This window comes from Pseudobacteriovorax antillogorgiicola (assembly GCF_900177345.1).
Classification (GTDB): domain Bacteria; phylum Bdellovibrionota_B; class Oligoflexia; order Oligoflexales; family Oligoflexaceae; genus Pseudobacteriovorax; species Pseudobacteriovorax antillogorgiicola.
In genome coordinates this window covers 19,821-45,120 of sequence record NZ_FWZT01000023.1, presented here as the reverse complement: position 1 = coordinate 45,120, position 25,300 = coordinate 19,821, and the positions used below count along the sequence as shown (strand labels likewise).

At 44.0% G+C, this 25,300-nt stretch carries 18 protein-coding genes; 12 read left to right on the top strand and 6 right to left on the bottom strand.

Going from position 1 to position 25,300, the window contains the following annotated elements; translation table 11 throughout:
- Positions 1–2 precede the first annotated feature (2 nt).
- Genes fliP through B9N89_RS24255 form a run of 11 tightly spaced genes read left to right on the top strand, consistent with a single transcriptional unit; the run spans position 3 to position 9,268 of the window.
- A complete protein-coding gene (gene fliP / locus B9N89_RS24305; RefSeq protein ID WP_132323603.1) occupies positions 3–773 on the top strand; it encodes a flagellar type III secretion system pore protein FliP in 771 nt (256 codons plus the stop codon).
- Positions 774–782: 9 nt separating this feature from the next.
- A complete protein-coding gene (gene fliQ / locus B9N89_RS24300; protein WP_132323601.1) occupies positions 783–1,055 on the top strand; it encodes a flagellar biosynthesis protein FliQ in 273 nt (90 codons plus the stop codon).
- Positions 1,055–1,834 carry a flagellar biosynthetic protein FliR gene (fliR, locus tag B9N89_RS24295; protein WP_132323599.1) on the top strand — a complete coding sequence of 260 codons (780 nt, stop codon included), beginning with the start codon at positions 1,055–1,057 and terminating at the stop codon, positions 1,832–1,834. The genes fliQ and fliR overlap by 1 nt, the downstream gene beginning before the upstream one ends.
- Before the next feature lie 9 nt (positions 1,835–1,843).
- The gene (gene flhB, locus B9N89_RS24290) at positions 1,844–2,923 is read left to right on the top strand and encodes a flagellar biosynthesis protein FlhB (protein ID WP_132323597.1); all 1,080 of its coding nucleotides are present in this window, start codon (positions 1,844–1,846) and stop codon (positions 2,921–2,923) included.
- 44 nt (positions 2,924–2,967) lie between these two features.
- Entirely contained in the window at positions 2,968–5,025 is a 2,058-nt protein-coding gene (flhA, locus tag B9N89_RS24285; RefSeq protein ID WP_200820784.1) for a flagellar biosynthesis protein FlhA, read from the top strand.
- A gap of 10 nt (positions 5,026–5,035) precedes the next feature.
- A complete protein-coding gene (locus B9N89_RS24280; protein WP_132323593.1) occupies positions 5,036–6,223 on the top strand; it encodes a flagellar biosynthesis protein FlhF in 1,188 nt (395 codons plus the stop codon).
- A gap of 8 nt (positions 6,224–6,231) precedes the next feature.
- The gene (locus tag B9N89_RS24275; protein ID WP_132323591.1) at positions 6,232–7,041 is read left to right on the top strand and encodes a MinD/ParA family protein; all 810 of its coding nucleotides are present in this window, start codon (positions 6,232–6,234) and stop codon (positions 7,039–7,041) included.
- A 28-nt stretch (positions 7,042–7,069) separates the two neighbouring features.
- Positions 7,070–7,828 (top strand): FliA/WhiG family RNA polymerase sigma factor, encoded by a 759-nt coding sequence (locus B9N89_RS24270; protein WP_132323589.1) that lies wholly within the window; start codon positions 7,070–7,072, stop codon positions 7,826–7,828.
- A 19-nt stretch (positions 7,829–7,847) separates the two neighbouring features.
- Entirely contained in the window at positions 7,848–8,255 is a 408-nt protein-coding gene (locus B9N89_RS24265; RefSeq protein WP_132323587.1) for a chemotaxis response regulator CheY, read from the top strand.
- A 9-nt stretch (positions 8,256–8,264) separates the two neighbouring features.
- A complete protein-coding gene (locus B9N89_RS24260; protein ID WP_132323585.1) occupies positions 8,265–8,678 on the top strand; it encodes a PilZ domain-containing protein in 414 nt (137 codons plus the stop codon).
- On the top strand, positions 8,678–9,268 hold the full coding sequence (locus B9N89_RS24255; RefSeq protein ID WP_132323583.1) for a DUF2802 domain-containing protein: 591 nt from the start codon (positions 8,678–8,680) through the stop codon (positions 9,266–9,268). Before B9N89_RS24260 ends, B9N89_RS24255 begins: the two co-directional genes overlap by 1 nt.
- On the opposite strand, the gene B9N89_RS24250 is transcribed toward B9N89_RS24255, so the two are convergent.
- From B9N89_RS24250 to B9N89_RS24240, 3 genes are all read right to left on the bottom strand, one after another.
- Positions 9,249–10,031 carry an alpha/beta fold hydrolase gene (locus B9N89_RS24250; protein WP_132323581.1) on the bottom strand — a complete coding sequence of 261 codons (783 nt, stop codon included), beginning with the start codon at positions 10,029–10,031 and terminating at the stop codon, positions 9,249–9,251. The genes B9N89_RS24255 and B9N89_RS24250 overlap by 20 nt on opposite strands.
- 11 nt (positions 10,032–10,042) lie before the next feature.
- Entirely contained in the window at positions 10,043–11,275 is a 1,233-nt protein-coding gene (locus tag B9N89_RS24245) for a tetratricopeptide repeat protein (RefSeq protein WP_132323579.1), read from the bottom strand.
- A gap of 91 nt (positions 11,276–11,366) precedes the next feature.
- Positions 11,367–12,359 carry a lysylphosphatidylglycerol synthase transmembrane domain-containing protein gene (locus B9N89_RS24240; RefSeq protein ID WP_132323577.1) on the bottom strand — a complete coding sequence of 331 codons (993 nt, stop codon included), beginning with the start codon at positions 12,357–12,359 and terminating at the stop codon, positions 11,367–11,369.
- Positions 12,360–12,536: 177 nt separating this feature from the next.
- On the opposite strand from B9N89_RS24240, the gene B9N89_RS24235 reads away from it, so the two are divergent.
- Positions 12,537–14,711: a response regulator gene (locus B9N89_RS24235; RefSeq protein WP_132323575.1), complete on the top strand. Its 2,175-nt coding sequence runs from the start codon at positions 12,537–12,539 to the stop codon at positions 14,709–14,711.
- Positions 14,712–14,715: 4 nt separating this feature from the next.
- Here the strand turns inward: B9N89_RS24235 and B9N89_RS24230 are convergent, their stop codons facing one another.
- Genes B9N89_RS24230 through B9N89_RS24220 form a run of 3 tightly spaced genes read right to left on the bottom strand, consistent with a single transcriptional unit; the run spans position 14,716 to position 25,289 of the window.
- Positions 14,716–21,909: a CHAT domain-containing protein gene (locus B9N89_RS24230; RefSeq protein ID WP_132323573.1), complete on the bottom strand. Its 7,194-nt coding sequence runs from the start codon at positions 21,907–21,909 to the stop codon at positions 14,716–14,718.
- Positions 21,848–22,405, bottom strand: coding sequence for a DUF1318 domain-containing protein (locus B9N89_RS24225; RefSeq protein ID WP_132323571.1), 558 nt, complete (start codon positions 22,403–22,405; stop codon positions 21,848–21,850). Before B9N89_RS24225 ends, B9N89_RS24230 begins: the two co-directional genes overlap by 62 nt.
- Positions 22,395–25,289, bottom strand: coding sequence for an AsmA family protein (locus B9N89_RS24220; protein ID WP_132323569.1), 2,895 nt, complete (start codon positions 25,287–25,289; stop codon positions 22,395–22,397). The genes B9N89_RS24225 and B9N89_RS24220 overlap by 11 nt, the downstream gene beginning before the upstream one ends.
- Positions 25,290–25,300: the final 11 nt, after the last annotated feature.

Here is a 25,300-nt window from a genome sequence, read left to right as displayed (position 1 = left end):
CTATGGTACGGGTGATCTTTCATTTTCTTCTAGTGGCTACAGCTTTTGTTGTATTTGATGTCATGAGTATGGATCTTATGGCACAAACGAAGATGCCTACAATAGAATTGAACCTTTACGAAACCGAGGACCCAGAGGCGTTTGTGCCAGCGCTCAAGATAGTCTCGATGTTGACTATTCTAGCCGTTGCACCTGCGATTCTCTTGATGATGACGTCGTTTACCCGAATCGTAGTTGTCCTGAGTTTCATCCGCCAGGCTCTTGGGACTCAAACTATGCCACCCAACCAAGTGATTGTTGGTTTGTCTCTATTCCTCACCTTGTTTACAATGGGGCCGATCCTTGATCGAATCAATGAACGGGCACTGACTCCTTACCTTGCCAAAGCTATCACCCAAGAGCAGGCTATCGAGGAAGTGGTGCAGCCTCTCAGGCGATTTATGCTTGCAGAAACCAGAGAAGATGACCTTGGAATTTTTATGAACGTGGCACAGCAGAGTAAGCCCACATCCGTGGATCAAGTGCCGATGCGTGTTCTCATTCCTGCATTCGTTATATCTGAACTAAAAACAGCGTTTCAAATTGGCTTTCTAATATATCTGCCCTTTTTGGTAATCGATATGGTGGTGTCATCGATCTTGATGGCAATGGGTATGATGATGTTGCCGCCAACGGTGGTATCAATGCCATTCAAACTTGTATTATTTGTTTTAGTTGATGGCTGGTCACTCATTGTGGATTCATTAGTGAGAAGTTTTACAGTAGCTATATAGGGGCCAGTTATGAACGATCAAATGGTCATCGATCTTGGTTGGAAAACAATTTGGCTTGCTATCCAGGTTGCTGCCCCCTCTCTTCTAGCAACCTTACTTATGGGTTTGGCCGTTTCAATATTTCAGGCTGCGACTCAGATTAACGAACAGACCCTATCATTCATTCCTAAGATTCTCGCCATTACGGTTGCCTTGGTGATTTTTGGTCCATGGACTTTAAGTATTATGATTGAATTTACCATTGGTCTAATTAAGGCGATCCCTCATCTAGGAAGTAAGTGATGTTTAACATACCATATGACGATGCTGTGAAGGGAGGACTTATCTTCCTAAGAGTCAGTGGTATTGTTTTCACCTTGCCTATATTCGGTGATGAGCCCACTCCGGTACGAGTTCGAATACTTTTTTCAGTTGCCATAGCTTTTCTTTTGTATCCAGTCATCATGCCCGAGTGGTATCGAGGAATGCCTCAAGATGCTTGGGCATTTGCAGTGATGTCTGCTAGAGAACTGATTATTGGTTTAATGCTTGGCTTTGTCGCTAGGCTTGTTTTTGATGGGATTGTCATGGCAGCGAGTATCGTTGGCTATCAGATGGGTTTTGGTACCGCAAACCTAATGATCCCGGACGCCAATATTCAGATGAACTCGTTTACTGCAACTCATCGTATTCTACTTATGCTCATCTTTCTTAGTTTAAATCTTCATCACCTCTATATTTCGGCAATTGCTGATAGTTTTAGACTTATTCCATCAGGGTTTGCGAGCCTAGATGGGGGTATCGGAGAATTGATGGTGCAGGCGACGGCATCGGTCTTTGTTATTTCAGTTCAGCTATCTGCACCTGTTCTAGTGGCACTGATGTTTACCATGGCTGCTCTTGGGCTCATTGCCAGAACAGTTCCCCAGATGAATATCTTTACAATGAGTTTTCCGACTAGCTTCTTTATCGGTTTGCTGATCTATATTGCGTCGCTACCCTACTTTCCGCAACTTATTAAAACCTTTATCGCGCAGAGCAACAACGAAATTAAGGCGGTTCTGCGCGGACTTGCACCCTAGAGGGATGAATTGGCTGAACAAGGCGAAAATGAAGACCGTACCGAAGAAGCGACCCCTGAGAGACGGGAAGAGTTTCGGAAGAAGGGACAGATTGCGGTATCGCGGGAAGTGACATCCGTATTCGTTCTGGCCTCAGTTGTCGTGGCTATGTCTTTTTATTTGGAGCGCTTGATACAGGATCTTTCTAAATACATGATATTCAGTTTCGAAAGAATTCACCTAGTTAGTCTAGACGAAGATACATTTAGAATTCACGTGAGCCAGATTTGGGCTAAAACAATGGCATTTATCATTCCTTTTTTCATAGTGAGTGCTTTTGTTGCCTGTTTCGTTACGTTTAGCCAAACGACCCTTAATTTTTCCTGGGAAAGGCTCAAGCCTGATTTTAAACGTATGAACCCTTGGCAGGGGCTAGTCCGTATGGTGAGTGGTCAGGCTGTTGTGGAACTTATCAAAGGGGTAGGAAAGATGGGGTCAGTAGGTATCATGTCGTATCTGATCCTCTACAGCGAATGGACAGTGGTTCCAGGCTTGATGCACTATCCAATTTCACGGGCTTGGATCTATTGGGCGGATATTACGAAACTACTCTTTTGGTCTGTTTCGGCTCTCCTGCTTCTGGTGGCGGGTTTCGATTACATCTACAACTTTGCCAGTATCGAGAAAAAATTGAAAATGACCAAGCAAGAGGTCAAAGAAGAATTTAAGAAGCGAGAGGTTGATCCGCACGTCAAAGCTAGAATGAAACGTATGCAGCGGGACATTGCGATGGCAAAAGCGGTTCAAGCAACTCCTTCAGCCACAGCCGTCATCACTAACCCAACCCATTTTGCTGTGGCGATTCGATATGAACTTGGAATGAAAGCGCCCATCGTTATAGCCAAGGGGCAGGATTTTACAGCTCAACGAATGAAAGAAGTCGCGAGAGATCATGATATACCGATTGTTGAGAATAAACCTTTAGCGCGGACACTCTATAAAATTGTCAAAGTAGGGCAAGAAATTCCGGAGAGTCTTTACAAGGCGGTTTCAGAAGTAATTCGATATGTTTTCCTTTTGAAGGGAAGAAGTTTGTCGAGAGGGAGTTAATTTAGACTATGGCTACAGCTGAAGCGAATGGGAGGCAGGCGTTGATGACGCTGATTAAGTCTCCCGATGTGCAGTTTGCTTTTGGAGTTTTTGGCATTATCTTCACCATGATATTGCCGTTACCACCCCTGTTACTCGATATATTCTTAACCCTATCGATATCAGTCTCATTCATAGTTCTCCTGATCTCAATATATGTCAAAGAACCCTTGGAGTTTTCAACATTTCCGACGGTTCTTCTGATCACAACATTGTTGCGATTAGGTCTCAATGTTGCCACTACAAGGAGTATTTTACTCGATGCTCCAACTGGTAAGGTTAGCTCTGTAATCAGTTCTTTCGGTGATTTTGTTGTGGGTGGAAACTACTTTGTTGGTTTTGTCATATTCGCGATTCTAGTCATAATCAACTTTATTGTTATCACCAAAGGTGCAGGGCGAGTGGCTGAAGTTGGTGCTCGCTTTACCTTGGATGCGATGCCAGGAAAGCAAATGGCGATCGATGCCGAGCTGAATGCAGGGCTCATCGACAAAAAAGAAGCTCGGAAAAGACGAACAAAAATAGAGGCTCAAGCAGACTTCTATGGTGCGATGGATGGTGCTTCGAAGTTCGTTCGAGGTGATGCAATTGCTGGTATCATCATCACAGCGATCAATATTGTTGTAGGTCTGGCAGTCGGTGTCGTGATCTATGATATGAGTTTCTCCAAGGCAGCGGAAGTTTTCACCTTGTTGACAGTTGGTGATGGTTTGGTGTCTCAGATACCAGCACTGGTCATTTCAACAGCTGCTGGTATTGTGGTAACTCGAACTGGGGTGAGCGATGATCGGGGTATTAGTGATGAAATGCATCGCCAGGTCTTTGCACATCCTAAAGCCATATACATCTGCAGTACCCTCTTGGGAATCATGGCAGTTGTTCCTGGAATGCCCGGTCTGCCATTCGGTATTCTTGCTGTTTCAGCATTTTTCGTAGCACGTTTTGCCAAGAAATCGCTCGAAAATCAAGCGATCGAAGAGGCCAAAAAGAAGGAAAAGAAAGCCGACGAGGGGGCATCAGAATCCATAGAAGATCTGCTGCATATCGATCAGCTAGCACTGGAGGTTGGTGTGGGATTGATTCCTTTAGTCGACTCCGCGCAAGATGGAGAAGTTTTGGAGAGGATCGTTTCTGCGCGAAAACAGTTCGCTCAAGAGTTTGGTATTGTAGTGCCGATGGTCATGGTCCGCGATAATATTCAACTGAAGCCTGGAGAATATCAAGTGATGTTGAAGGGTAACGTTATCGGACGCGGGAACCTCATGGTCGACTATCTTCTTGCTATGGATCCAGGCGACATAATTGAGACGATTGATGGTATACCGGGACGAGAGCCTGCCTATGGCCTAGACGCCATTTGGATCAAGCAAAGCCAGAAAGAGGAAGCTACCTTCCGAGGTTATACAGTTGTCAACTGCGCTACAGTTATCGTGACCCATTTAACAAAACTAATCGAAGAGCATGGCCACGAACTAATAGGGCGGCAAGAGGTCCAGAATCTTATCGATGGCTTGAGGGATGAGTACCCGAAGGTTGTGGAAGAAGTCTTGAGTAACGATCGATTGACTCTAGGCGATGTTGTGCGAGTTCTACAAATTTTACTGGAAGAGAAAGTTAGCATTCGTGATCTTCTAACTATTTTTGAGACATTAGCTGACCATGGTCGAAATATCAAGAACCCGGAGGTGCTCAGCCGGTATGTACGAAAGGCTTTAGGGCGTGGTATCATCAAGAGGTACCTAGATATGGATGGCAAGCTAACTGTGGTAACGCTTGATCGCGCAGTGGAAGACTTATTGGTTTCAGGTTTGCAACATCGAGAGGATGGTTCCACATCCTTGCAAGTTGATCCAGAGATGGCGCAAAGGATACTCAACAACATTGCTCAAGCTCTTGAAGCATTTCAAACAACAGGAACACAACCGATCATTCTATGTGGATCATTGATTCGATGGGAAATCAAGCAGTTGGTCAATCGCTTTATCCCTGGTGTGGTTGTGATGGCGTTCGATGAAATTCCGGCAGGTATAGAAACCAATGCTGTAGGTATTGTGAACATGTAAGGTGGGTCCTATGGAGATTAAAACGTTTGAAGCTTTCACAATGAAAGACGCAGTAAAAAAGGTGAAAGATTCGTTTGGCCACGATGCAGTGATCCTTGAAACGAAGACCAAGCCGTCGGGAAATGGCAGAGGCTTGCTTTACGAGGTGACAGCAGCTCCCTCGTCAGAGTCCTTTACTGATAGTGCCTCGACCCGTATTCAACCTCCTAAGTCCGGTCAGGCGATCGATAAGTCGGATCTGATTCAATGGCAAAGGCAGCTAAATGCTTTTGAGGAAAAACTGGAACATATCTACAGCAAGTCCATCCGTCGAGAGCACCTGATTTCAATTGAGTCTGGCCTCCAGGAGGTGCGTACTGTACTCTTGGACTACCTTTCCCATCAGAAAAGCAGTAGCTTTAAGGACGCTCCAGAGGCGATTCAAAACATCATTAAGCGCCTCAAAGTAATGAATCTTGATGAAGATATTATCTCTCAGGTAGCAAAGCACCTTTGCTCAATTCCAAATGAAAAGCGTCACTATGAAGATTCATACGAATTCTACCAAGGACACTGTATCCGATGGATGATGAAGAGAACGAAGGTGAGTCCTCGTTGGAATCTCATCGATGGCGAAACACAGGTCCACACAATCATAGGCCCCTCAGGTGTAGGCAAAAGTTCGCTAGTTTGTAAGCTGGCAGCGGAGTACCACCTCAAAGAGAAGCGTCAGGTTCTTATCGTAAGTTTTGATAATCACAGATTGGGATCCGCAGAGCAAATGAGACTCTATACCAAGGTATTGGGTACACCTTTCGAGACGATCTCAAGGGTTGAAGATTTGGCTCGCGTCGTGGAAAAAAATAGCAATATGGACCTTATTTTGGTTGATACAGCTGGTAGGAGTCCAAAAGCCACCGATGCGATAGATGAAATTAGTAAGCTAAAAAGCGACAGCTATACCCATCACTTCCATCTTGCCCTATCAATGACCGATCAAAAGTCCCAAATTGAACGATCTATCAGAAGCTTTATGCAGTTAGGTATATCAAGCGTGATGTTTACAAAAATGGATGAGAGTTGGACGTATGGAGAAGTATTCAACGCAATGCACAAGTGGGGAATCCCCATTAGTTGGTTTGGTGTTGGGCAAAATATTCCGGAAGACTTAGAGAGGGCTTCAAGGGAACGGTTGGTCGAACGGATTATTGGTTTGTGAGGAGAATCATGAAAAGGAAGTCCATCAGTGTCGCTAGTGGTAAGGGTGGGGTCGGAAAAACAATCACGACGGTGCAGCTGGCTCTGAGCACTAGAAGGCAGAATCGAAGGGTGCTTATTTTAGATGGTGACCTAGGTATGGCCAATGTGGATGTTGTCTTAGGATTAAGACCTAGGTACAATATAAATGATGTGATAGATGGTAAAGTCGGTCTTCAAGATATTATCCTTCAGGGCCCTATGGGTATCCATCTCATCCCTTCTGGATCGGGGTTCGCCAATCTAGCTAATCTGCCACTAGCGCAACGAGTGAGCATTCTAGATCAGCTAGACGATATTAGTAAGCACTTTGATGTGATCCTAATCGATACAGGTGCAGGAATTAGTGAAACAGTGATTCACCTCAATTCAATTTCTGATGAAGTTGTTGTAGTGACTACACCCGAACCACACGCGATGACTGATGCTTACGCATTCATCAAGGTAATGGCTGAGAAGTACCAAGAAAAAAGGATCAATTTATTGATCAATCAAGCAGTCAATCAAGAGCATGGATTAAAGATAGGTCGCAGAATTACCGAAGTTGCTAAGAGATTTCTCGATACAGATATAGTGATTATTGGAGTCGTTCCCTATGATGACTTGGTGCCGCGAACCATCATGAATCAAGCTGCTGGAAGTGATTTGACAGCCCATACACGGTCGGGACAGGCGTGGAACGAGATAGCTCTAAAGCTATTTGAAACCATGAGAGATGTAGAGAAAAGTCATTGGGAACCATTGTTGTTTCCAAATGAAGTCTGTAGCCAAAGAATCTAACTCTCCGAAGGCAGGAAAGGATCTCTGAATGAAAGGACTAGTCAAGCGGTATAAACAAGATACCAAAGGCGTTGACGGAAAGCTTAGAGATCAACTGATAATGGATTATGCACCTCTCATTAGATTCGTAGCACAAAGAATTGCGGCTCGTCTACCATCGAATATCGATATAGACGATCTCATTAGCGCGGGAGTGATTGGTTTAATGGATGCGATCGAAAAATACGATCCGTCACGAGACAATAAGTTTAAGACATATGCTGAATTCAGAATTCGAGGTGCTATCCTCGACGAGTTGCGGTCTCAGGACTGGGTACCCCGATCGGTTCGCGATAAGGCCAAAAAAATCGAAAAAACATATGCTGAGCTTGAGCAGAAGTTCGGTAGAGCCGTTTCTGATCAAGAGATATCTAAGGCACTGGGAGTAGGCTTAGATGAGTACTACGACATGGTTGCCAAGGTTAAAGCAGTAACTCTTCTATCTATCGATGAACTCTCTGGGCCGAACCAGCAAGATAAGAAAAGTTTATTGGAATGTCTCGAGAACGTGAGTTCGAAGAACCCTTTTACTCAGCTAAAGAGTAAGGGTGTCAGGGAACTTCTAATAAAAAATATCGAGGAACTACCAGAAAAACAAAAACTTGTCCTCTCTTTGTATTATTACGAAGATCTAAACTTAAAAGAAATTGGTAAGATATTAGAGGTCACAGAGTCACGTGTCAGTCAGCTGCACACTCAGGCCGTAGAAAAGTTACGATCAAGACTTAAACCATTGCTTACCGACTAGATTTTTCAAGGAGTCTAAGATGGCATCAATACTAAAACCAGATCTCAAGATTCTCGTCGTAGACGATTTTCCAACCATGCGACGCATTGTAAAGACATTGCTAAAACAAAATGGTTTCCACAATTTCGTTGATGCAGAGGATGGAGAGCAAGCCTACAAAACGCTTAAAGAACACGGAGATTTTGAGCTCATTGTCTCTGACTGGAACATGCCGAATATGACTGGCCTTGAGTTTTTGAAGACTGTAAGAGCTGATGCTAAGTTCAAGCATGTCCCGTTTCTTATGGTTACAGCAGAAGCTGAAAAAGAAAATATTATTGAAGCGGTGAAAGCGGGAGTTAGCAACTATATTGTGAAGCCGTTTACCGGACAAGCGCTCAAAGAAAAACTAGAAAAAATCGATGCCATGCTCAAAAAGGCAAATTAAGGAGGCTCCATGAGTCAGGACCCCAATGAAACAAACTTTGATGTCGATTTAATTCGAAAGTATCCGCGCTCTAATCGAAGACTAAGCCTCAATGTCGCCAGATACGGAATCAGAGCAGACTGTGAAGAGTCCGGACAAACAGTACATATTAGCCCCTATGGAATTCAATTTCGTTCAGCAGATCAGTATACAGAAGGTGATTTGTTGAAGATTCATATTAGTCTTCCAAACTATTGGGAAAGAAAACAGAGATTTGTTGATTATGGGCGTGTCGATTCTCCTAGAGACTTCAAGATTCTTGTCAAGGTCGTGTCGTCTGAAGAGATTGGTAAACGAGGAAAGAAAAAGATGGTTGTCTGCCGCACCGTTAATATGGATCAGGTAGATGAGCAAGTACTTAAGTCGTTTCTACAGGAAGGCTAATGGTCACGTTACTCTTGGTCATGCTCGTAGTCCTCGATCTATTCTTGCTTGGTCTCATTTATTTCATGAACAAGCAACGATTCAATCCTGTAGAGCTTCTAAAGGAAGTCAGCAACGAACGAAAGCTTCTCAAGGAAATGAGAGAAAGCATTCAAGTTGAACTTCAAGAAAAATATAGAAAAGCTGAAGAGATATACAAGAAAATCAACTCTCTCGCTGCAGAAGCAGAAGTTGAGGTTAAAAAGTCGACAGAGCTGCTTAGCAAAGAAATGGCAGATGTTCTAGACGAGTTTGGTCATCGTTTGTCAAACTCGGGCGAACAGATAACGCGTCAAAAAACAGCCCTTGGAGCAACCCTGCAGCGAGCTGCAAAAGAACGAGAGCTGTTAAAGAAAGTTGTCGCTAGGGGTGAAAAGCTTAGTAAATTTTTCGATCGCAAGATCCCTTACGAGGAAGTTTTAGAAGAAATTGAGGATAAGAAATACCTAGATGCTCGTCACCTGCTATCAAAAGGATTGACGGCAGGAGAGGTCGCTCAGGAAGTTGGTTTGTCAGAATCTGAAGTCTGTCTTATCGCTTCGATTGGATAAAGCTAAGGACATCTTGATAGAGGCTCTGGCTATACTCTGCAAGAAGTAAGTGCCCCACACCATCAATTAGCTTCAATTCACTGTTAGGAATGCCATCATCAAGTTCTGATCCGGCCCGAGGATCAATGATTTGATCTTCTATGCCGTGAAGGATTAGCGTTCTTGCTTTGATGTCTTGCAACATGCTGCTAAGGTCAATGCCTTTCATAGCCGCTTTTTGCTTGCTAGCTCCACTAGAAAAACTTCCTGTCTCAATTCCAGACCAAATTTGCTTAGCCATAGACTTCACAAGGAGCTTGTTCTTTTCGACGAAAACAGGCGCAAAATATGTTTCCAGTTTATCCATGACTTCGTCAAAGGATGTTCCCCAGTGACTGTCAGCTTTGATCCATTCAGCATGAGCGGTCGTTGAAACTAGAATCAGGCTAGAAATGCGTTGCGGGTGCTCAGAGGCAAGTTTCTGGCAGATCATGCCGCCCATTGAGATTCCAAGAAGGTGAGACTCTGATATATCTAGTTCATCCCAAAGGTTGATCACATCTGAGACCAATTCAGGAAATCCAAACTCAAGCTCGCAGGTGCTTTCGCCGGAACCTCGATTGTCAAATGATAGGCAACGAAATCCAGCGTTGACGAGGACTTTACTCATCATCTTAAAATCTTTATGAGTTCGTGTATGACCGTTGACAAGTGTGACCCAAGGACCGCTGTCGCCAGCAGTTTGATAGTAGATCTGGGATGAACCCTGCTTTAGAAATGACATGTTGACCTTTGCTAGGCAGATTTAGAAGTAGCTCGCTTCTTCTTGACCTCATTAATAATCGAGGCGTCTGGCGTCAAGCCCTTTTTCTTCATTTCCTTATAGATCCGAGCAATTGCTACATAGGCCTTTTCGAATTCAAGATTGTCAAAATAGCTAGTGGCGAGAGTTTCCAAGCCTTTGTTCAAGTCGCCCTTCTTTCGGTAGGCAAGTCCCAAGTTGTATTGAAGCAGGTAAAGGCGTGTCTTATCGGCAAGGAGTCGGATAGCGTTTTCATAGGTTTGGATAGCTTCGTCGAAACTATCTTCGGCAACTTGAGAAATAGCAATATTATTGAAAATTCTAGCGAGTTCGTTGCCATTTTCTGTTTCGGCAATCAGCTGCTCTGCTAAGCCAAAGTCACCTTCTTGGAAAACGACCGTGGCCATTTGGTCTTTGGCAGCTTGATTTTCAGGGTCAATGTCTAAAACGTCGTTAAATACTTGCTTGGCCTCGTCAAATCGATCAGCTGCGACATAGGCTGCTCCGAGGTTGACGCGGGTGGTGAGGTTTTTCGGGGATTGATTCATCAACTTTTTAAGTATGTTAATAGCTTGATCATGTTCACCGCGCCTTGAGTGCAGTTTAGCCTTCAATTGGAGAGCCCGATAATTATCGGGGATACGCTCCAAGACATCATCGGCACACTTTTCAGCCTTGTCGTATTTGGAAAGTGCCATGAACACTTCGCCAGCAGCAACCAATGCTGGAGATCGAAACGGACCAGGCTTGAAGAGATCATCGTTGAACATCTTAAACGCTTCGCCGGGCTTACCATCCTGCAAATACATTTCGATCTTTCGGATGGCAACTTCTTTGGGGTCAATATTGTTTTCGTGTTCGATAATTTCATTGATCATGGCGATGGCCTTATCCTTTTCGAAAGGCATCGATAGGATATTTTTAAAGCCCAGCTCTTGAGTCAGGCGAACCTCCTGTTCTTCCATACGTTTGGAGTAGATGATGCAAGGAATATACTTGCGTCTTTTTTTGGCCCGTAGCTTCTGGATAAATATGGTCCCAGGCATCCCAGCTAGTTCCCATGAACAAATAACAAACTGAACGTGCTTCTTGTCGGCTAGGATCAGCGCATCGTCCCCAGTCGGTGAAGACACGACTTCCTTCATTCCCATATCCTTGAGTAACATTTCAAAGAACAGAGTATTCGAAGTGTTGTCATCTAAAAGAAGAACGCGTTCGATTCCCATGGTGCCTCACCTAGTGATCCGAAAACTCTATCGGCGCCACCATGAGAACGTTGAAAGTTTGATTCTGTTGAGAATATAAAAATCAATAATTTTAGATTTTTATGGCTGTGTCAATCTCATTAACAGGCTCTTCCTTCTTGAGGCTCAAATAGGGGATTGCACCCAGTAGGTTGAGGGCCATCTGAGTTAATAAGAACACATTAAAGACACTAGCACCTTGGCTATGGCCGATGATTTCGAAGAGACGATCGAAAGCTACATGACCAACCCCAAGCCCTCCAGGAGCAATGGGAAGGGCGACAGTAAACATTCCAACAGGATAAATGGTAGCAATAGTCCCAAACTGAGGGTTCTGATCTGGAATAATGGCTCTGGTGAAGAGAACAAAAACTAGCACTGAGAATAGCTGTATCAGGATCGAGAGGCCGAGGCACTTGAGGATCAGGGTGCGATGGTTTCGGTAGAGCCGCAGGCTACCATAGATTTTTCGTAGTGGGCTGAATCCGGGGATTGGCTTCGATAGTAGGGAGTCGAAAGGGTCGCGGTCTCGGTACTCGTAGAGTGCAGCGGCAAAGAAGGCTAGTATGCCGAGACTTACAACCGCTAGGGTAATGACGATGGATATCAGTGCGGCTTGCCCTTGAATGATCGGATAGCTGGCGATAGCAACGAGCAAGCCAACAATGAACAAGCCACTAAGACCGATTAGTCTGTCTAAAAATACGCTCATGATAGCAGGTGTTTTACCCATGTGCTTATTATCTCGAATCACATACAGTACCTTGATCAGGTCTCCCCCGACAGCTCCCGGCATGGCTGTGTTAAAGAAAAAGCCGATCAGGTGTAGGCGGATGGCTCGCGGCCAGGTGATCTGATAGCCTGCTCCATGCAAGAGTAGTCGCCAGCGAAATGAGCCAAGGAGCAAGGGGCCAACGATCCAGAACAAAAACATGGTAATACCCAAGCTTGGCATAGAAAAAACTTTACCCATTTGGGAGAAGTCGAGCTGATCAGTTCTGATGAGATATGTGATAAGGCCGAAAGCTATTGCGATTTTGAGAGTGTTTATGACAAGGCTTTTCAAAGGGTTCTACCTAGAGTTAAATTGCTTCGTTAGAATCAGGGTAAACTAGCATCATAAGCCTGACAAGGGAATATAAGGTTATTTATTTCAGTACTTTAGCTACCTGATCCCTACCGCGCCCTTCAACTTTACAATCGCGGTGCCGATAGACGAAACGATTGAAATTTGCGAGTAAGCATGGAAAGTTTCTTCAAAGAAAAAGATGGCAAGGTGATCGTTGTCGATCCATCCGGTGCTGCGCGTACACTGCTTGCTGAAGTGGTCAGAAGCCTTGGCTTTGGCGACGTGAACGGTGTTGCTGGCATTAAGGAAGCTGTCGAGATGATGGAAGTCGAGCCCATTCGCTGGATCGTCACTCCTTTGATGGCAGATCAGCAAGAAAATGGTATGAAGTTGCTCGATCTATTCTGTAATCATCCTGCTTTGAAAAACTTGAGAGTCTCGTTCTTGCTAGAAGAATCAGAGCAGGAGGTATTACCTGATGCTTTCGAACGAGGGCTTCTCTCTTATCATTCCAAGCCCTTCACTAAGGACTCATTGACAAGCGAGTTGAGCGGCCTTTTCAAAACTTTTGAAGCTGTCGATTGGAATGGCAGTTTATTAGCAGCCCACTACCTTAGAACACACATGATGGAAGCAGAACGATATCAAGAGCTCTTGGTTTTTGAAAAGAAGCTTCTCGACTTGTATCCCGGTCATCTCGATCAGATGTTTCATACTGTTCCTCCCCTAGCTAAAATGGGGCAAACGGAAGAAGCGCTGTCGGTACTCAAGCAAATAAAGGTGATAGACAGCAATCAGGAAGATAAGATTCAGTCTTATCTCGCAGACTATTTTGAAGGCCAGTCTCTCGACCAGGTAGAAAGTGATGGCTATAATTTTCTGGGTCTGAAAAAAATTCTTTTGGTAGATAATGATGATAGTGTCGCCAATGAGGTGGTCAATGCTTTTAAGGAAATGGGTGTTGAAGACGTTGTCGTCTGCAATGACGGAGAGGCTGGAACTCAGGCTGTGCAAGAGAACGAGGATATCGATCTTGTGATCCAAGAGTGGCGAATCCCTAAACTAACGGGCCCACTGTTCCTGCAAAAAGTTCAAGAAGAGTCGAAAAAATCAGTCCCCATAGTGCTTCTTAGTTCTCTGATTGAAGATCAGGATATCCCCTTTGTCAAAGAGATGGGGGTTGCCACCATGATAAAAAAGCCCCTTAAGAAAGATGAGTTTACCAAAGCAATCATATGGACGATTCAGCAAGATCGCTTGCCCACAGAGCAATCGTCTATGGAACGGAAAATGAGGCAATTTCTCAATGAAAAGAAGGTTCAGGAGGCGCAGGAGATTAAGGAGCGATATATCGCGGATAGCACGATCAAAATCGGGCCGAAAGAAGTCATGGAAGCTGAGTTCGCCTATGTACAAAAAGAGTTCGAGAAAGCACGAGATTTTGGTATTGAAGCGATCAAGCATGCGGGCGATTCAATTTTTATATTAAATCTCCTTGGCAAGACTATGATGAACCTTCGCGAGTTCGATGTTGCACTGAAGTGCTTTGAAAAGGCGCAAGCTTTAGCGCCTATGAATCTGGAGCGACTTTGTCAGATAGCTGAAGTTCATTCTGAGATGGGTAATGATGAAAAAGCACAGGAAACTATTGAACAAGCCCAAGACCTAGATCCTGATTCTGAGCGTGTTAAGGAAACGTCAGCAAAGGTTGCTCTGAATGCTGGTGATTCAGCTACTGCGAAGACAATCATGGCTCAGCTTAAAGCTATGGAAAATGTGGTTTCCTACATGAACAATCAAGCCGTGGCCATGGCTCGGTGTGATATGGTGAACGAAGGAATTCAGCAGTATCGGACAACCCTTGCTGCGATCCCGGACACCCGCAAGGATATCTATGCTATTGTCTCCTACAATCTAGGTTTGGCTCATCTTAGAGCTGGCGATATGGATGGTGCGCAACCTCCCCTTGAGGAAGCGGTGCAGCATGATTCGGTTGTTAAGGACAGAGCTGAAAAGCTGCTAAAGAAAGTCAAAGGAGCCATCAAGTCTGGAAAACCTTTGCAAGTCCAAAAGGCTCAAGCCCCAATCCCACTTAAACCCGAAGATGCTTCCGGTGATCAAGCTACGGATAGTGACAAGGTCGTAACTCTTGATGGTGCCAAAGCCAAAGTTTTGACTTTGGTCAACGCTGATCCAGGAGACATGGCTTGCCACCTTATTTTCCAAGTTCAAAGCTCCAATGATAAGGCTCAGAAATTGCTGAGCGGTAATCTGAAGTTCACACCTCGTGAAGCTATACTGCGCGGTGAAAGCGGTGGTGCTGATCGTGCTATTGTAAAAATTGCGTGATTGTTCAGCGATAGGACCCGATCAAGCGGTATGATGACCAATAAGCCGGATGTGGGAAATAGCTTTTGGTTAGCAGCTGAGCTTTCCGCAAGCCAGCCCTCTTATTATTACCCTCTGAAAGATAACGATAGAAACGCTTCATAGTTAATGCGCTTGCAACATCATCAATGCGCCATAGAGTGCTAATAATCGATCTGGCACCTGCTTGGAAGAACGCTCGGTTAAAACTGACAACTTCATCCCCGCCTTTGATATCACCGAGTCCTGTCTCACAGGCAGACAGGGTTACAAGCTCCGCGTTGATTCTGGTACTTAGGATTTGATCTACGAGAATGTCGCCGCTACTACCTCCGCTGGGAGCTAGCAACAAGCGGCTTCGCCCTGGATCGAATGGATGAAACTCCCCGTGGGATGCTATATGAATCCAATCTGCCTCGTGACTCGATAGAAATGAATTGGCTGTGGCTTTACCACCTACTAACACCTGTGCTGATGGAAAGTACCTTTTGATGGTCTGCGCTTCTTTGGCAGCAAAGGGCAAATCCAAGTCCTTTCCTCGATCGGGGTTGCCAAAAGCCTTGATTGTGGGCGAGCTAGTTAAATCTGAGTGTTTTGCAAAGCGAGCAAGAGTTGCGCTCTCTAAGTAGGTGATACGAAAACGATCTATCAAATATTGCTCTCTACTTTCAGGGAGTGCAGCAAAGGGTAAGTAGTGTAGTGAACCGTGAGGAACGATAACTAGGTTCTGGTAGTCTTGGAACTCTGACTGCCAGTCTTCAAGGAGCCAAGCATATAGTTCCTGACCGATAAAACTGAGGTCACCTAGGCTTTGGAGAATTTTTCGATACTGTTTGATCCTTAACTCGATACGATCCCTGGGGAGAGTTCGTATGGCTCCAAAGATACCCTTCTCACTAATTATCCAGACGATTAGATGACCACTTGTAATCATGTACTCGATCAAAGCAGTTTGTGGGTCAAGATAGGCCGTGACCTCATCCAAGCCGATACTACTGATTGTGACTATGTTATAGAGTCTAGGATCTTCCTTTTTGATTTTTTCAAGAAGGCTTTGCCTTTTCTTGGTGATGCTATCGATCTGGGACTTTAGCTCAGGATTGGGACTGCGCTCCATCACACTTTGTAATTGATCGAGTAGCTCAGTAAAGTCCGCATAGCGACTGGCTTCTTCAGAGTTTTCACGTATCGATGTATTAGATAAACTATCGATCAATGACCGTGATCGTGATCGTTCGCTGATTTGCCAAGCTTTCTTAAACTTCCCTTGTTGAGACAAATTGACAATAAAATCTTCGTATACTCGCTGAACGGAGCGCTCTTCTTGAAAACCAGAAGAGTTTTCTAAGTTCGAAAGGCTGCCTCTCAGTTTTTCGACTATTTCAAGCGCTTTTTCGTAGTAAGACTCAGCGATTTGCCACTGTTTGAGTCGATCGTAGGTGCTGGCAAGGCCAGCATAGGAACGCCAGATGAATTGCCTTAAGTAGGACTTTTGGGAAACCTCTAGGGCCTTTTGATAATGTGATATCGCCTTCTCAGGTTCCTGCCTAGCCAAAGCTAGTTCGGCGAGGCCAACGAGGGAGTAAACCTGGTTATAGGCAAGACTTAAGCGTTCGCTGTCTTTTCTTGCACGATTTAGGAACTGCGACGCTTGTTCATAGTCCTCTAAGTAGAGGAAGCTAATGCCAAGGTTGCGGTAGTCAAAGGCTATGGCTGATTCATCACGCTCTTGTGTATCAATAGTAAGAGCTTCTTTGAAAAGAGCAACCGATTGCCTTAGCTCACCCATCTTTCGCTTAATATAAGCCAAGTTTGAAAGGAGCTGAGCAACCTTTCTGGGTTTTTCCAGCAAACGTGCCTTTTCGATACTCTGATTCAGGGTTTTCACCGCAGTGGCTTCTTGGCCTATTTTCGCCAGAACTAGAGCATGAACATTGGCAAGATCCAAGCTTAACAGTTTTCGCAAATTTTCAGATTCAATACTTTCCAAAATGTTCTTGGCTTTACTATGTAAGTTGATCGCCTCTTGGAAAAGAGAGGCTCGATAATATGCATTAAGAAGGATTTGTGCATTTCTTAACCAAAGAGTTGGTTCGTCATCCGCATCAATATAATCCTCTTGGGATTCGAGTACTGTAATGGCTCGTTTGATAGATCCTACGGCCATTAGGGTATTTGCATAATCAATATTTGCTCTGATGATCCCTTGTTCAAAATCCTGTTTCTTAAACTCATCTAGCGCCTGTCGATACCATATGAGAGCTTGAGAAAAGTCATTGAGGGATTCCCTTGTATAATTAGCCATGTCGAGAAGCCGTTCTGTTGCAGCCTCTTGATCATCATCCTCAAGAAACAGCTGACGAGATTTTTTCAAAAGTTCGACACCTTTCTCTGAAGCTTTTTGTTCAAACACTAAAAGAGCCATATTCTTAATCACAACGGCTGATTGATAGGTGTCTTCATTGTCTTGATATATAGCAAGAGATTTATCAAAGTATTCTTGGGAGTTCTTGAAGCTCTTAGCCCTTAGGGCAAGAATTCCACTATTGAGATATTCATCAGCTAAGTCAAGCTCATCAGCACTGTCTTCGATAAGATTGAGAATCTTTTTTTGGTAATAGTATGCCCCCGTATACTGCCTGGATTGTGACCTCTTTGCCCGTAGTTGGAGGAGAATTTCAGACTGAAGACTAACATCGTCCAGCACATTTGCAAAAACCAGGCGATTTTCAAGAGCTTGTTTCTGATCGTAAGCAAGCTTAGGAGCCAGTTCTGCAATGAGCTTTTTGGGTGTCCCAGGTAGGCCCAGAATCGTGATGCCTGGCGTGTTGATCGCATCTTGAAGGCCTTGATTAGCAAATGACTGGAAGAATTGCCCTAGGGTATCTGAGGATTCTGCCACGACAACCGTATTTGCTCCTAGATGTTCCCGTATCAAGTCGTGTGCGAGGATATCCAAGTGATCATCGATGCGACTGGTATATGTAAGCAGGTCAATATTTTTAGTTTCCTGAAGATCTAGCGTTGAGCTGACTGCACTCAGAGAAGGGCTCAAGTTTAATGGTTCCGCAATATAGAGAATTTTGGGTTGATCAGCATTTACTGGTATCGACTCTCGATGTTCATTGGCTTTGATAATGTCAGGACTCGGATCACCCAACCAAGAGATACGGTTAAATAGCCGTACATCGACAGTGCGAGGAACTTGAACTCCACCAGACCAAATTATAGGAGTCGATGGCAGCATTTTCTTTAGATGAGGATAGAGCAGATGGCTTTGCTTATCGCTGAGTAGGTGGACCCGCTTGTAGCTACTAAAATCAAATTCTTGAGAGAGGTTTGCAAATCTCTCAAGTCTCTGTGTGCCAGTCTTTCGGTCCGATTTGTACACCATGTACATGGGGCTAGAACCAAGGAAGCCAACAACGAGTTCACCTTCTTGAGGTGACAATCTATTTATGTCTTTAGATTGGATATTTAGTCGTTCATTGTTGATACGTAAGAATCGTCCTAAAATCTGCCGACGCAATAAAAGGTGCTTTTGATAGGCCTCAAATCCTTGGCTAGGTTCGATATTTTGAAAACTTTGTAAGAATACTTGGTCAAGGTAGGCAACGATCAAGCGTATGAAACTTAAGCTATTTAGGGACTTTGTTTCTGCTAGATCCAAGTAGGCTTCGTGATGTAAATCTTCTAATAGCAAGTAAGTCCATGCCTCTCCCTTGCCAACAAAAGTGTCTCTTAGCTCTTGTTGAATAAGTCGGCCATTTGGTTCTTGTGTCGCGGAATCTATGGATTCACTTAGGAAGCTTACTAGATCCTGATGAGGAATAGGGCCACGACTGCTAAGGAGCTGATCATAGGCACGAATCAATCGTTGGCTGCTAAAGTTATTGATGACACTTTGTGCCCATGCTGTTGCCTCCGTGGACAGAGGCTTGCCAAGTGCTTGCCAACGGGCAAGTGAGACTAGTAGATTAAGTCCGTTACTATAAGCAAGCTCACGGTTTTCGATTTTCTGAGCGAGATCATAGGCTATCCAGAACGTCTTTGCCGCTTCTGCATAGTCTCCACTTAGAAACAGGACATAGGCTAAATGGTTATTGGCAACTGTACGATAATCAATATATGACTTATTGGTTTGTTTCTCCTGAGATTTTAGGGACTGAATCTTGCGCCGCAGCCAAGTGCTTGTGGAAGAATAGTCTCCCTTTTTAAGATAGGCCTTGGCCAAGTAAGTTTGAATCTGAGCTTTCCTTAGAAGACCAGAAAAGCCCTGAGCTTCGGTAGAACTTCCACCTAAGTTTACCGCGATATCATCGCTGTGTTCTTCCCGAGGAGCATCATCCACTAGCCCGATTGCCTGGTTTAGAGTTTCAATGGTCTTAGTGTAGTTCTTGGAGTAGTAGAGATTCATCCCTAGATTTGTAAGCACAATGACTCTAGTTTCACGTGGTAGAGGAAGATCTAGAATATTTCGATATACCTCAATAGCTTGCATATACTTCTTCTGGTCAGTGAAATTGAGAGCCCGATACTGCTGAATTTGAAGTCTTTGATCCTGTCTGCCAATCTTTTGAAATGCCTGCGATGCTTTTAGGAATGCCGATTCGGCGATGGGATATTGCTTGGTCTGGGCAGCGGAGCGCCCATAATTCAGATAAATTTGTCCCTCTTCTCTTAAGCTGCGAAAAGGAACTCGATCTAACCAAGCGACTCGCCGGCTATAGTATGAATACGCTTGGGAATAGTTTTTCCATTGAAACTGAGCCTCACCGATATTCTGAAGCAAAGCAGCCCGATTGGGGTGATCGGGTGGGAGGCTAGCTAAGGCTAATTGGTAGTTTCTAATGGCCTGAACAGTTCCTAAAGTAAACCTTTCTGAGAATTGTGAGAAGAAGCCAAAAAGCATAGACTTCAAGCGATACCAGGCACTTGGCCCCGACTTCCTCTTGGTCCAGAGATCGTGTTGATAGTAGAGCCAGCCCAAGGTTTGATGTAGATCTGCTTGCTGAGGCTTGATTTCGACGATGTTCTCTAGGGTAGGAATAAGGCTTTCGATGATTTCGAGTCTTTCTTCTAAATCTTGTGTTTGGTCAATGCTATAGGTATCGACATAAAGAGCGAGATACTGACTTAACCAATCGGGTGATTTTGCCATGTACCTTTCTTTGATATCATCTATCTTCTTCATCATGCCGTAGGCATCGATAAGGCTTTTATGAAGGGCAACTGAGCGAGGGAATATCGATATGCCCTTGCGGTAGAACTTGATCGCGGAGGCAATTTCTAGACTCTTAACATAGTAGTCGCCTACCCGACGAAACACTAACTCGTGTAGAACTCGGCCCTCCTCGCGGATAAATTGCGATGGCTCTTTAGCAAGAAATGGAGCTGCTTGCTGGAACACTTTAAGATAGGAGTCAGAGAACGTATGAAGGTCGGGAAGCTCTAGTGCCTTCTCAAGAGCCTTGATATAGATATATGATAGATCTTTATACTGATCCATCAGGGCTAGCAATTGATTATGGCGGAGAAATATTTCTTTTTGATCTGAGTTCTGATATCGGCTGATTTTTAAAGTGCCAGATAACCACTTACTGTTGATCTTTTGATCAATGCTTCGTGTTATCGAGTTGATATGGTTTTTGATTGCATATTCTGATAGTTCTCGTGATAGTTCGGGATTACTTTGTTCTATTGCTACAAGATATTGGTCCAACGATAGCATAGCTGCATCAGCCGTGCTAAGCTTGGCATCTATGGCAAATGAGAGCTTCAAAGCAAGGAGTTGGAATCTCTTCCAATAAGGTTCCTGATCCGTAGATTGAATTACTTCTGTTAGACTCTGCCTAGCTTTGTTGAGTCCTTGATTATTTAAGTAGTTGTTTAGAGAACTAAGAATAAGACAGGATGCCGCGAAAAAGGAGTCTTGCGTAGAGTTTTTGCATGCAGACTGAAATCTCTTAGAGAGTCCTTGATGATTCTTGATTTCTGGAAATTTATAGAAGCTGTCGAGATAGGGTCGCCAAATTTCGTAGTTGGGATTTTCTGCAACGAGCTTTTCTAGAGTGAATCTTGCTACTTCTTGTTGAGGCGTTTGCATGGCCCATAGAAATCGTAGGTAGAGATTTTTAAGACTATCGTCTCCCTGGTTAATTGCAATATGACGTACTTTTTCAGGAATATAGATATGGTGATCATATATTGCTTGCCATTGCCCTCTCTCAGGAATCAGTCCCAGATTGGCAGCGGTTCCGCGAGTGAAACTCAAGAGAATTCGATCATTAAAGAATCTACCCTGGCTTGGATTGTCGTCATCACTGGTAAGCGCAAACTCCAGATTTAGGTCGCGATCTAGGAGCCAGAGCGCTCCGTGGTCATTGCCATTAATAAGTCCATCTCGGTTGGTGTCATGGTCTATGCGACGAAACACCAGCTTTTTGAAATCAGGAGAAAGATCTGGTTGGCTATTGAGACCCCTTGATTGAGTTAGAATATTGTGTTGTTTGGTTCTTAGGTTGTACTCGTGTATTTGAGCATTTTGCTGAAATACGATGCGATCCCCGTCGTTGTTTATCCGAGGATGAAATCCCAGCAGACCTGTATCTTGAACTTTTTTACTTTGCCAATCAAACAGCATGATCTTAGGATCGCTCTGGCCGAAACCTTTACTGGCGAAAACAAATTTTGTTCCATCTGCGGACCAGCTAGGATGCATCTCCTCTGTGTCTGGCAGCTTGAGATGGAATTCATCAGTTACAGAAATACTACCAATGGCTTTAAAGTGGATATCTCCCTTGGCATCCTCTCTTCGTGAGAGGAATGCTAGGATCTTGTATGATTCAGAGAAGCTTGGCATAAAGTCGTCAGACTTGTGCTTGGTGATGCGTCTTTTAGACTTTCCAGAAAGAAGAAATATATCGAAATTAGTGGCACTATTTTCCGAATAGAAAATGCCCCGAGAGCTTGGTTCTGGGTCCTGGGATTGCATGGGATCGGCCGTGAGGAAAAAAAATTTTTGATAAGGTTCCTTTGATGTGCTGGGCATAGAAATATCGATCTTCTTGTTGGCAACACAAGAAGCTAGAGTCATTGCTATCAATAGCAATACCAAGTTAAGGTTTTTGCATCCAACGCCCATTTCTATAAAACCAGTGGCCCGGTTTGGCCTTCTCATAGATTTGTTTCTGAAAGGTCTCAACAACACTATCAAAATGTTCTGAATTAAGCTCAGGGTTCATAGTAATAACTCTTCGCCAGATGATCTTACGATCACGATTTTCTTCGGCAAGAATAATAGAGATGATATTCGTTTCTCGATTCGAAGCCTGGCTGACAAGTCCTATGGAAGGAGGGAGAATCATAATTTTACCCGCTGGACCTTCACCTATAAACTGCTTGTCCTTGAACTCTTGAATATCATCCTGATTAAATGCCTGATTTTGCTTTGCCAGAACCGCCTTCTGATGAAGGTCGGATGCCTCAATTTTTTTTATCTCGCCATCTTGATCGACAGCGCGAACAGAGCTGATGAGTACAACATCCTGGTCGAGTTCCTTCTGAGTGCCTAAAATTTGATTCTCTAAGGCTGTTCGCTGGGACGTAACATCAAATTTTATAGTGCATGATCCAGAGTGCACGAATAGAAATGTGAGCCAAATTCTAGATTTCATCAATAGCTCCTTGAGCAATAGGTGCTTCGTCAGAACTTGTAAAATTAGCAATAATTTGGCTAACAGGAAAACCACTCATCTTAGGCAAGGGAACTGGAATTGCAAGAACACTGAGACCAATATCAACCTCTAAAAAGCCATGTTTAATGGGAATCGAAACATAATTGATATCACTAGCTACGAGAGCTTGTCGTGCTGAATTCAAACCTGGGTCTTGACCTTCTGGATCGAGGAAGAAAAGGATCGACTTAAGTTGTTCCTTACCGATTTCGGTAATCTCCATGCTGCCATTGATGTCACGGTTTTCCAGATCTAACGCTAGATTCATATTGCCAGAAATTTCGGGCTTATCTGTATAAGACCAGCCTTGCAATCGACGTAAGATATTGGGGAAAGCTTCAAGGAGTCGATGTGAATTAAGATTATTGATTGTAAATCTCATATCAAGAGTTTGAGGCTTTGGATTGAAGCTTAGATTGAGGGCACCAGAAAAGCTGCCATCTAGGAGCCCTCCATTGAGGCCATAGATAGCTAAGTTCCCTTGCTCCAATACAGGGGTTAGAGATATGTCTTTCAATTTAATGCCTTTGCCTTGGATAGCTTCGATACCTAGCCGACCGCGTTTTGGAAAACTGTCGCTCATGGCGTTATATGAAAGCAATTGTTTTGCTGAGGGTTGAATCACATTTGGAATAGTTAAAGCGTAGTCTTCTTTGCTGAGGTCGAAGTTAATCGTCTGTGAATATGGAATATGACCATCTAAACCATGTACCGATACTAGTGGGGCTGAGGCTGGGCCAGCTTCAAGATGAAACGATCTAAAATCAATGAAACCATCAAGGACTGCCGACTTTAAATTGGAGAGCTTGATCGTCCCTTGGGTCTCAATCTTTCCTTGGCTGCGGATCTGTTCGACCATCGCGGAAGAGCGGGCCGAGTCGATCGAAAGTGAATAGCTAGCATCCAGATCCTTTAAGGTGCTGTTGACAATCTCTAAGGTGCCTTTTGACTCCACATAACCGCCAAGGCTACCGAGACTTGCATAGGCTTTATCTATGGATACGGTTTGAAGATTCTTTTGTCTGATCTGGATTCCTTGCTTAAAGTCTGAGAGTGACGCTCCTTGAATACCTTCTATTCTTCCAATAAGAAGCTCAGAATTTAGTTTTGATACGGAATTCTTTGGGTTAAAGCTCAGATCGAAGCGATGAAATCCATTTGAGGAATGGGCTATCTTCGCGACTTGGAACGTCTTGTTCTGCACGGTGCTTGCAACTGAGCCAATATTGCTGTCGATGTTCCATGTTAACTCCTCTAGATCACTTGCAAGGGTCAGCTTTGTCTCAAGTGCCTCGATCCGGGTTTGATTTAAAGGTAGGTCTAGGTGGAATTTTGATATCGTGACGCAGCTTTTGATAGAAGATTTTGATAGGTCATTCGGAGATGTAACTTCACTTAGCTCTTTTGCAGATTCCACAGTTGCGACGATATCGTGGTCGATGCTGCCCTCCAATCGATCGGGAATCAAATTGAGAGGCAGCATCCGCCTTAGGATGGGGGCCATTAGACTACGGGTGGATGACAAGTCAGGAATTTTTGTTTTGATGCTGGCAACAGCACTTTTTAGTTGGGAGCCTACAGAAAATTTGAAAGCACTTTCAAATATATTCTCCACAGTTAGAGAACCTGCCAGACCTAAATCTGAAGATTGCAGTTTACCCACGTGACCCACTACATGAAGAGGTAGTCCTTCAATTGCTCCAATGTTCAAGTTGGTATTGGCTCGAAAAGACTTGAATTGGAGAGATTTTAGGGTATCGATATGACTTTCAGATATGACCGCAGATATGTCGAGTTCATTGATGCTCATGGAACCTGTGATTGGGGGTATGTGAGGTTTTTTAATATATGTTCCTATATTGTCAAAGGATTTATGGAAACCTCCAGTGAGTGAGATGGGAATATTTTTTAGGCGAGAAAGGTTCGTCTTAAGAGACCCATTCAATTGGAAAATATTCGATAGCTTCAAATCGAATGACTCTACGTTTAGCTCTTTATTTTCGTTAAGTGAGATAACGGTCTCTTGTTCTAAGTCTAGTCCCTTGATCTCTGCTTGATCGGAATCAATCCTCAGATCGAGAATTTCGGTTTTGCTGCGAACTTGGGAAAGATTCTCAGATATAACGTCAAATGTAAGGTTTGCGCCGAGTTTTAGAGAGGGAGTGTCAACAGTTAGTGGAGCTGCGGAGACCTGAGTTCGAGTTGTAAGACTAGAAAGAAAGCCATCGACTTGCTGACGGATCGAGATGTAATTAAGCTCGCTTTGACGATCGAGTAAGACCTTTGCCGATGATATTTCCCACTTGATGGAAGTCGGTATAGGAACGAAGATCGGAGGTATATTGATAGTGTCTAATGGCTTCAGAGGAGGTTCTGGGGCCTCTGTTTTTGGGCTTGATGGGGGAATGTCAGCTAAGCTTATGACTGGCTCCTGAACGTTAAGCTCAAATTGAATATAGAACAAAGTCAATGTCCACAAATTATGCATGATCGAGATATTGCTCCATGCTAGGAAGGGGCGGTCTCGATCCAAGTGGCGAATCGCTCCCTGGGGGATCTTGATGCCTCGTAGGTTTTGGACCTCAACGTGATGCAACTCAAGGCTGAGGCTTTGCTTTGCCAAAGCCTGCTTGAGCCACTCCAGCCATGGAGTTCTAGGCAATGCTAATGCAATGGTGAGAATAGTGAAGGCATAGGCAAGGTAAGCCAAGCCTAGAATCTTCAATAGTTTTTTAAGAAATGCGATATTCATCGATAGACGCATGGCTCTTAATCGATTGCTGCTGACAAGGTGAAAGGTGGCACAAGCCACCTCTTTAATCATATCTTATGGAG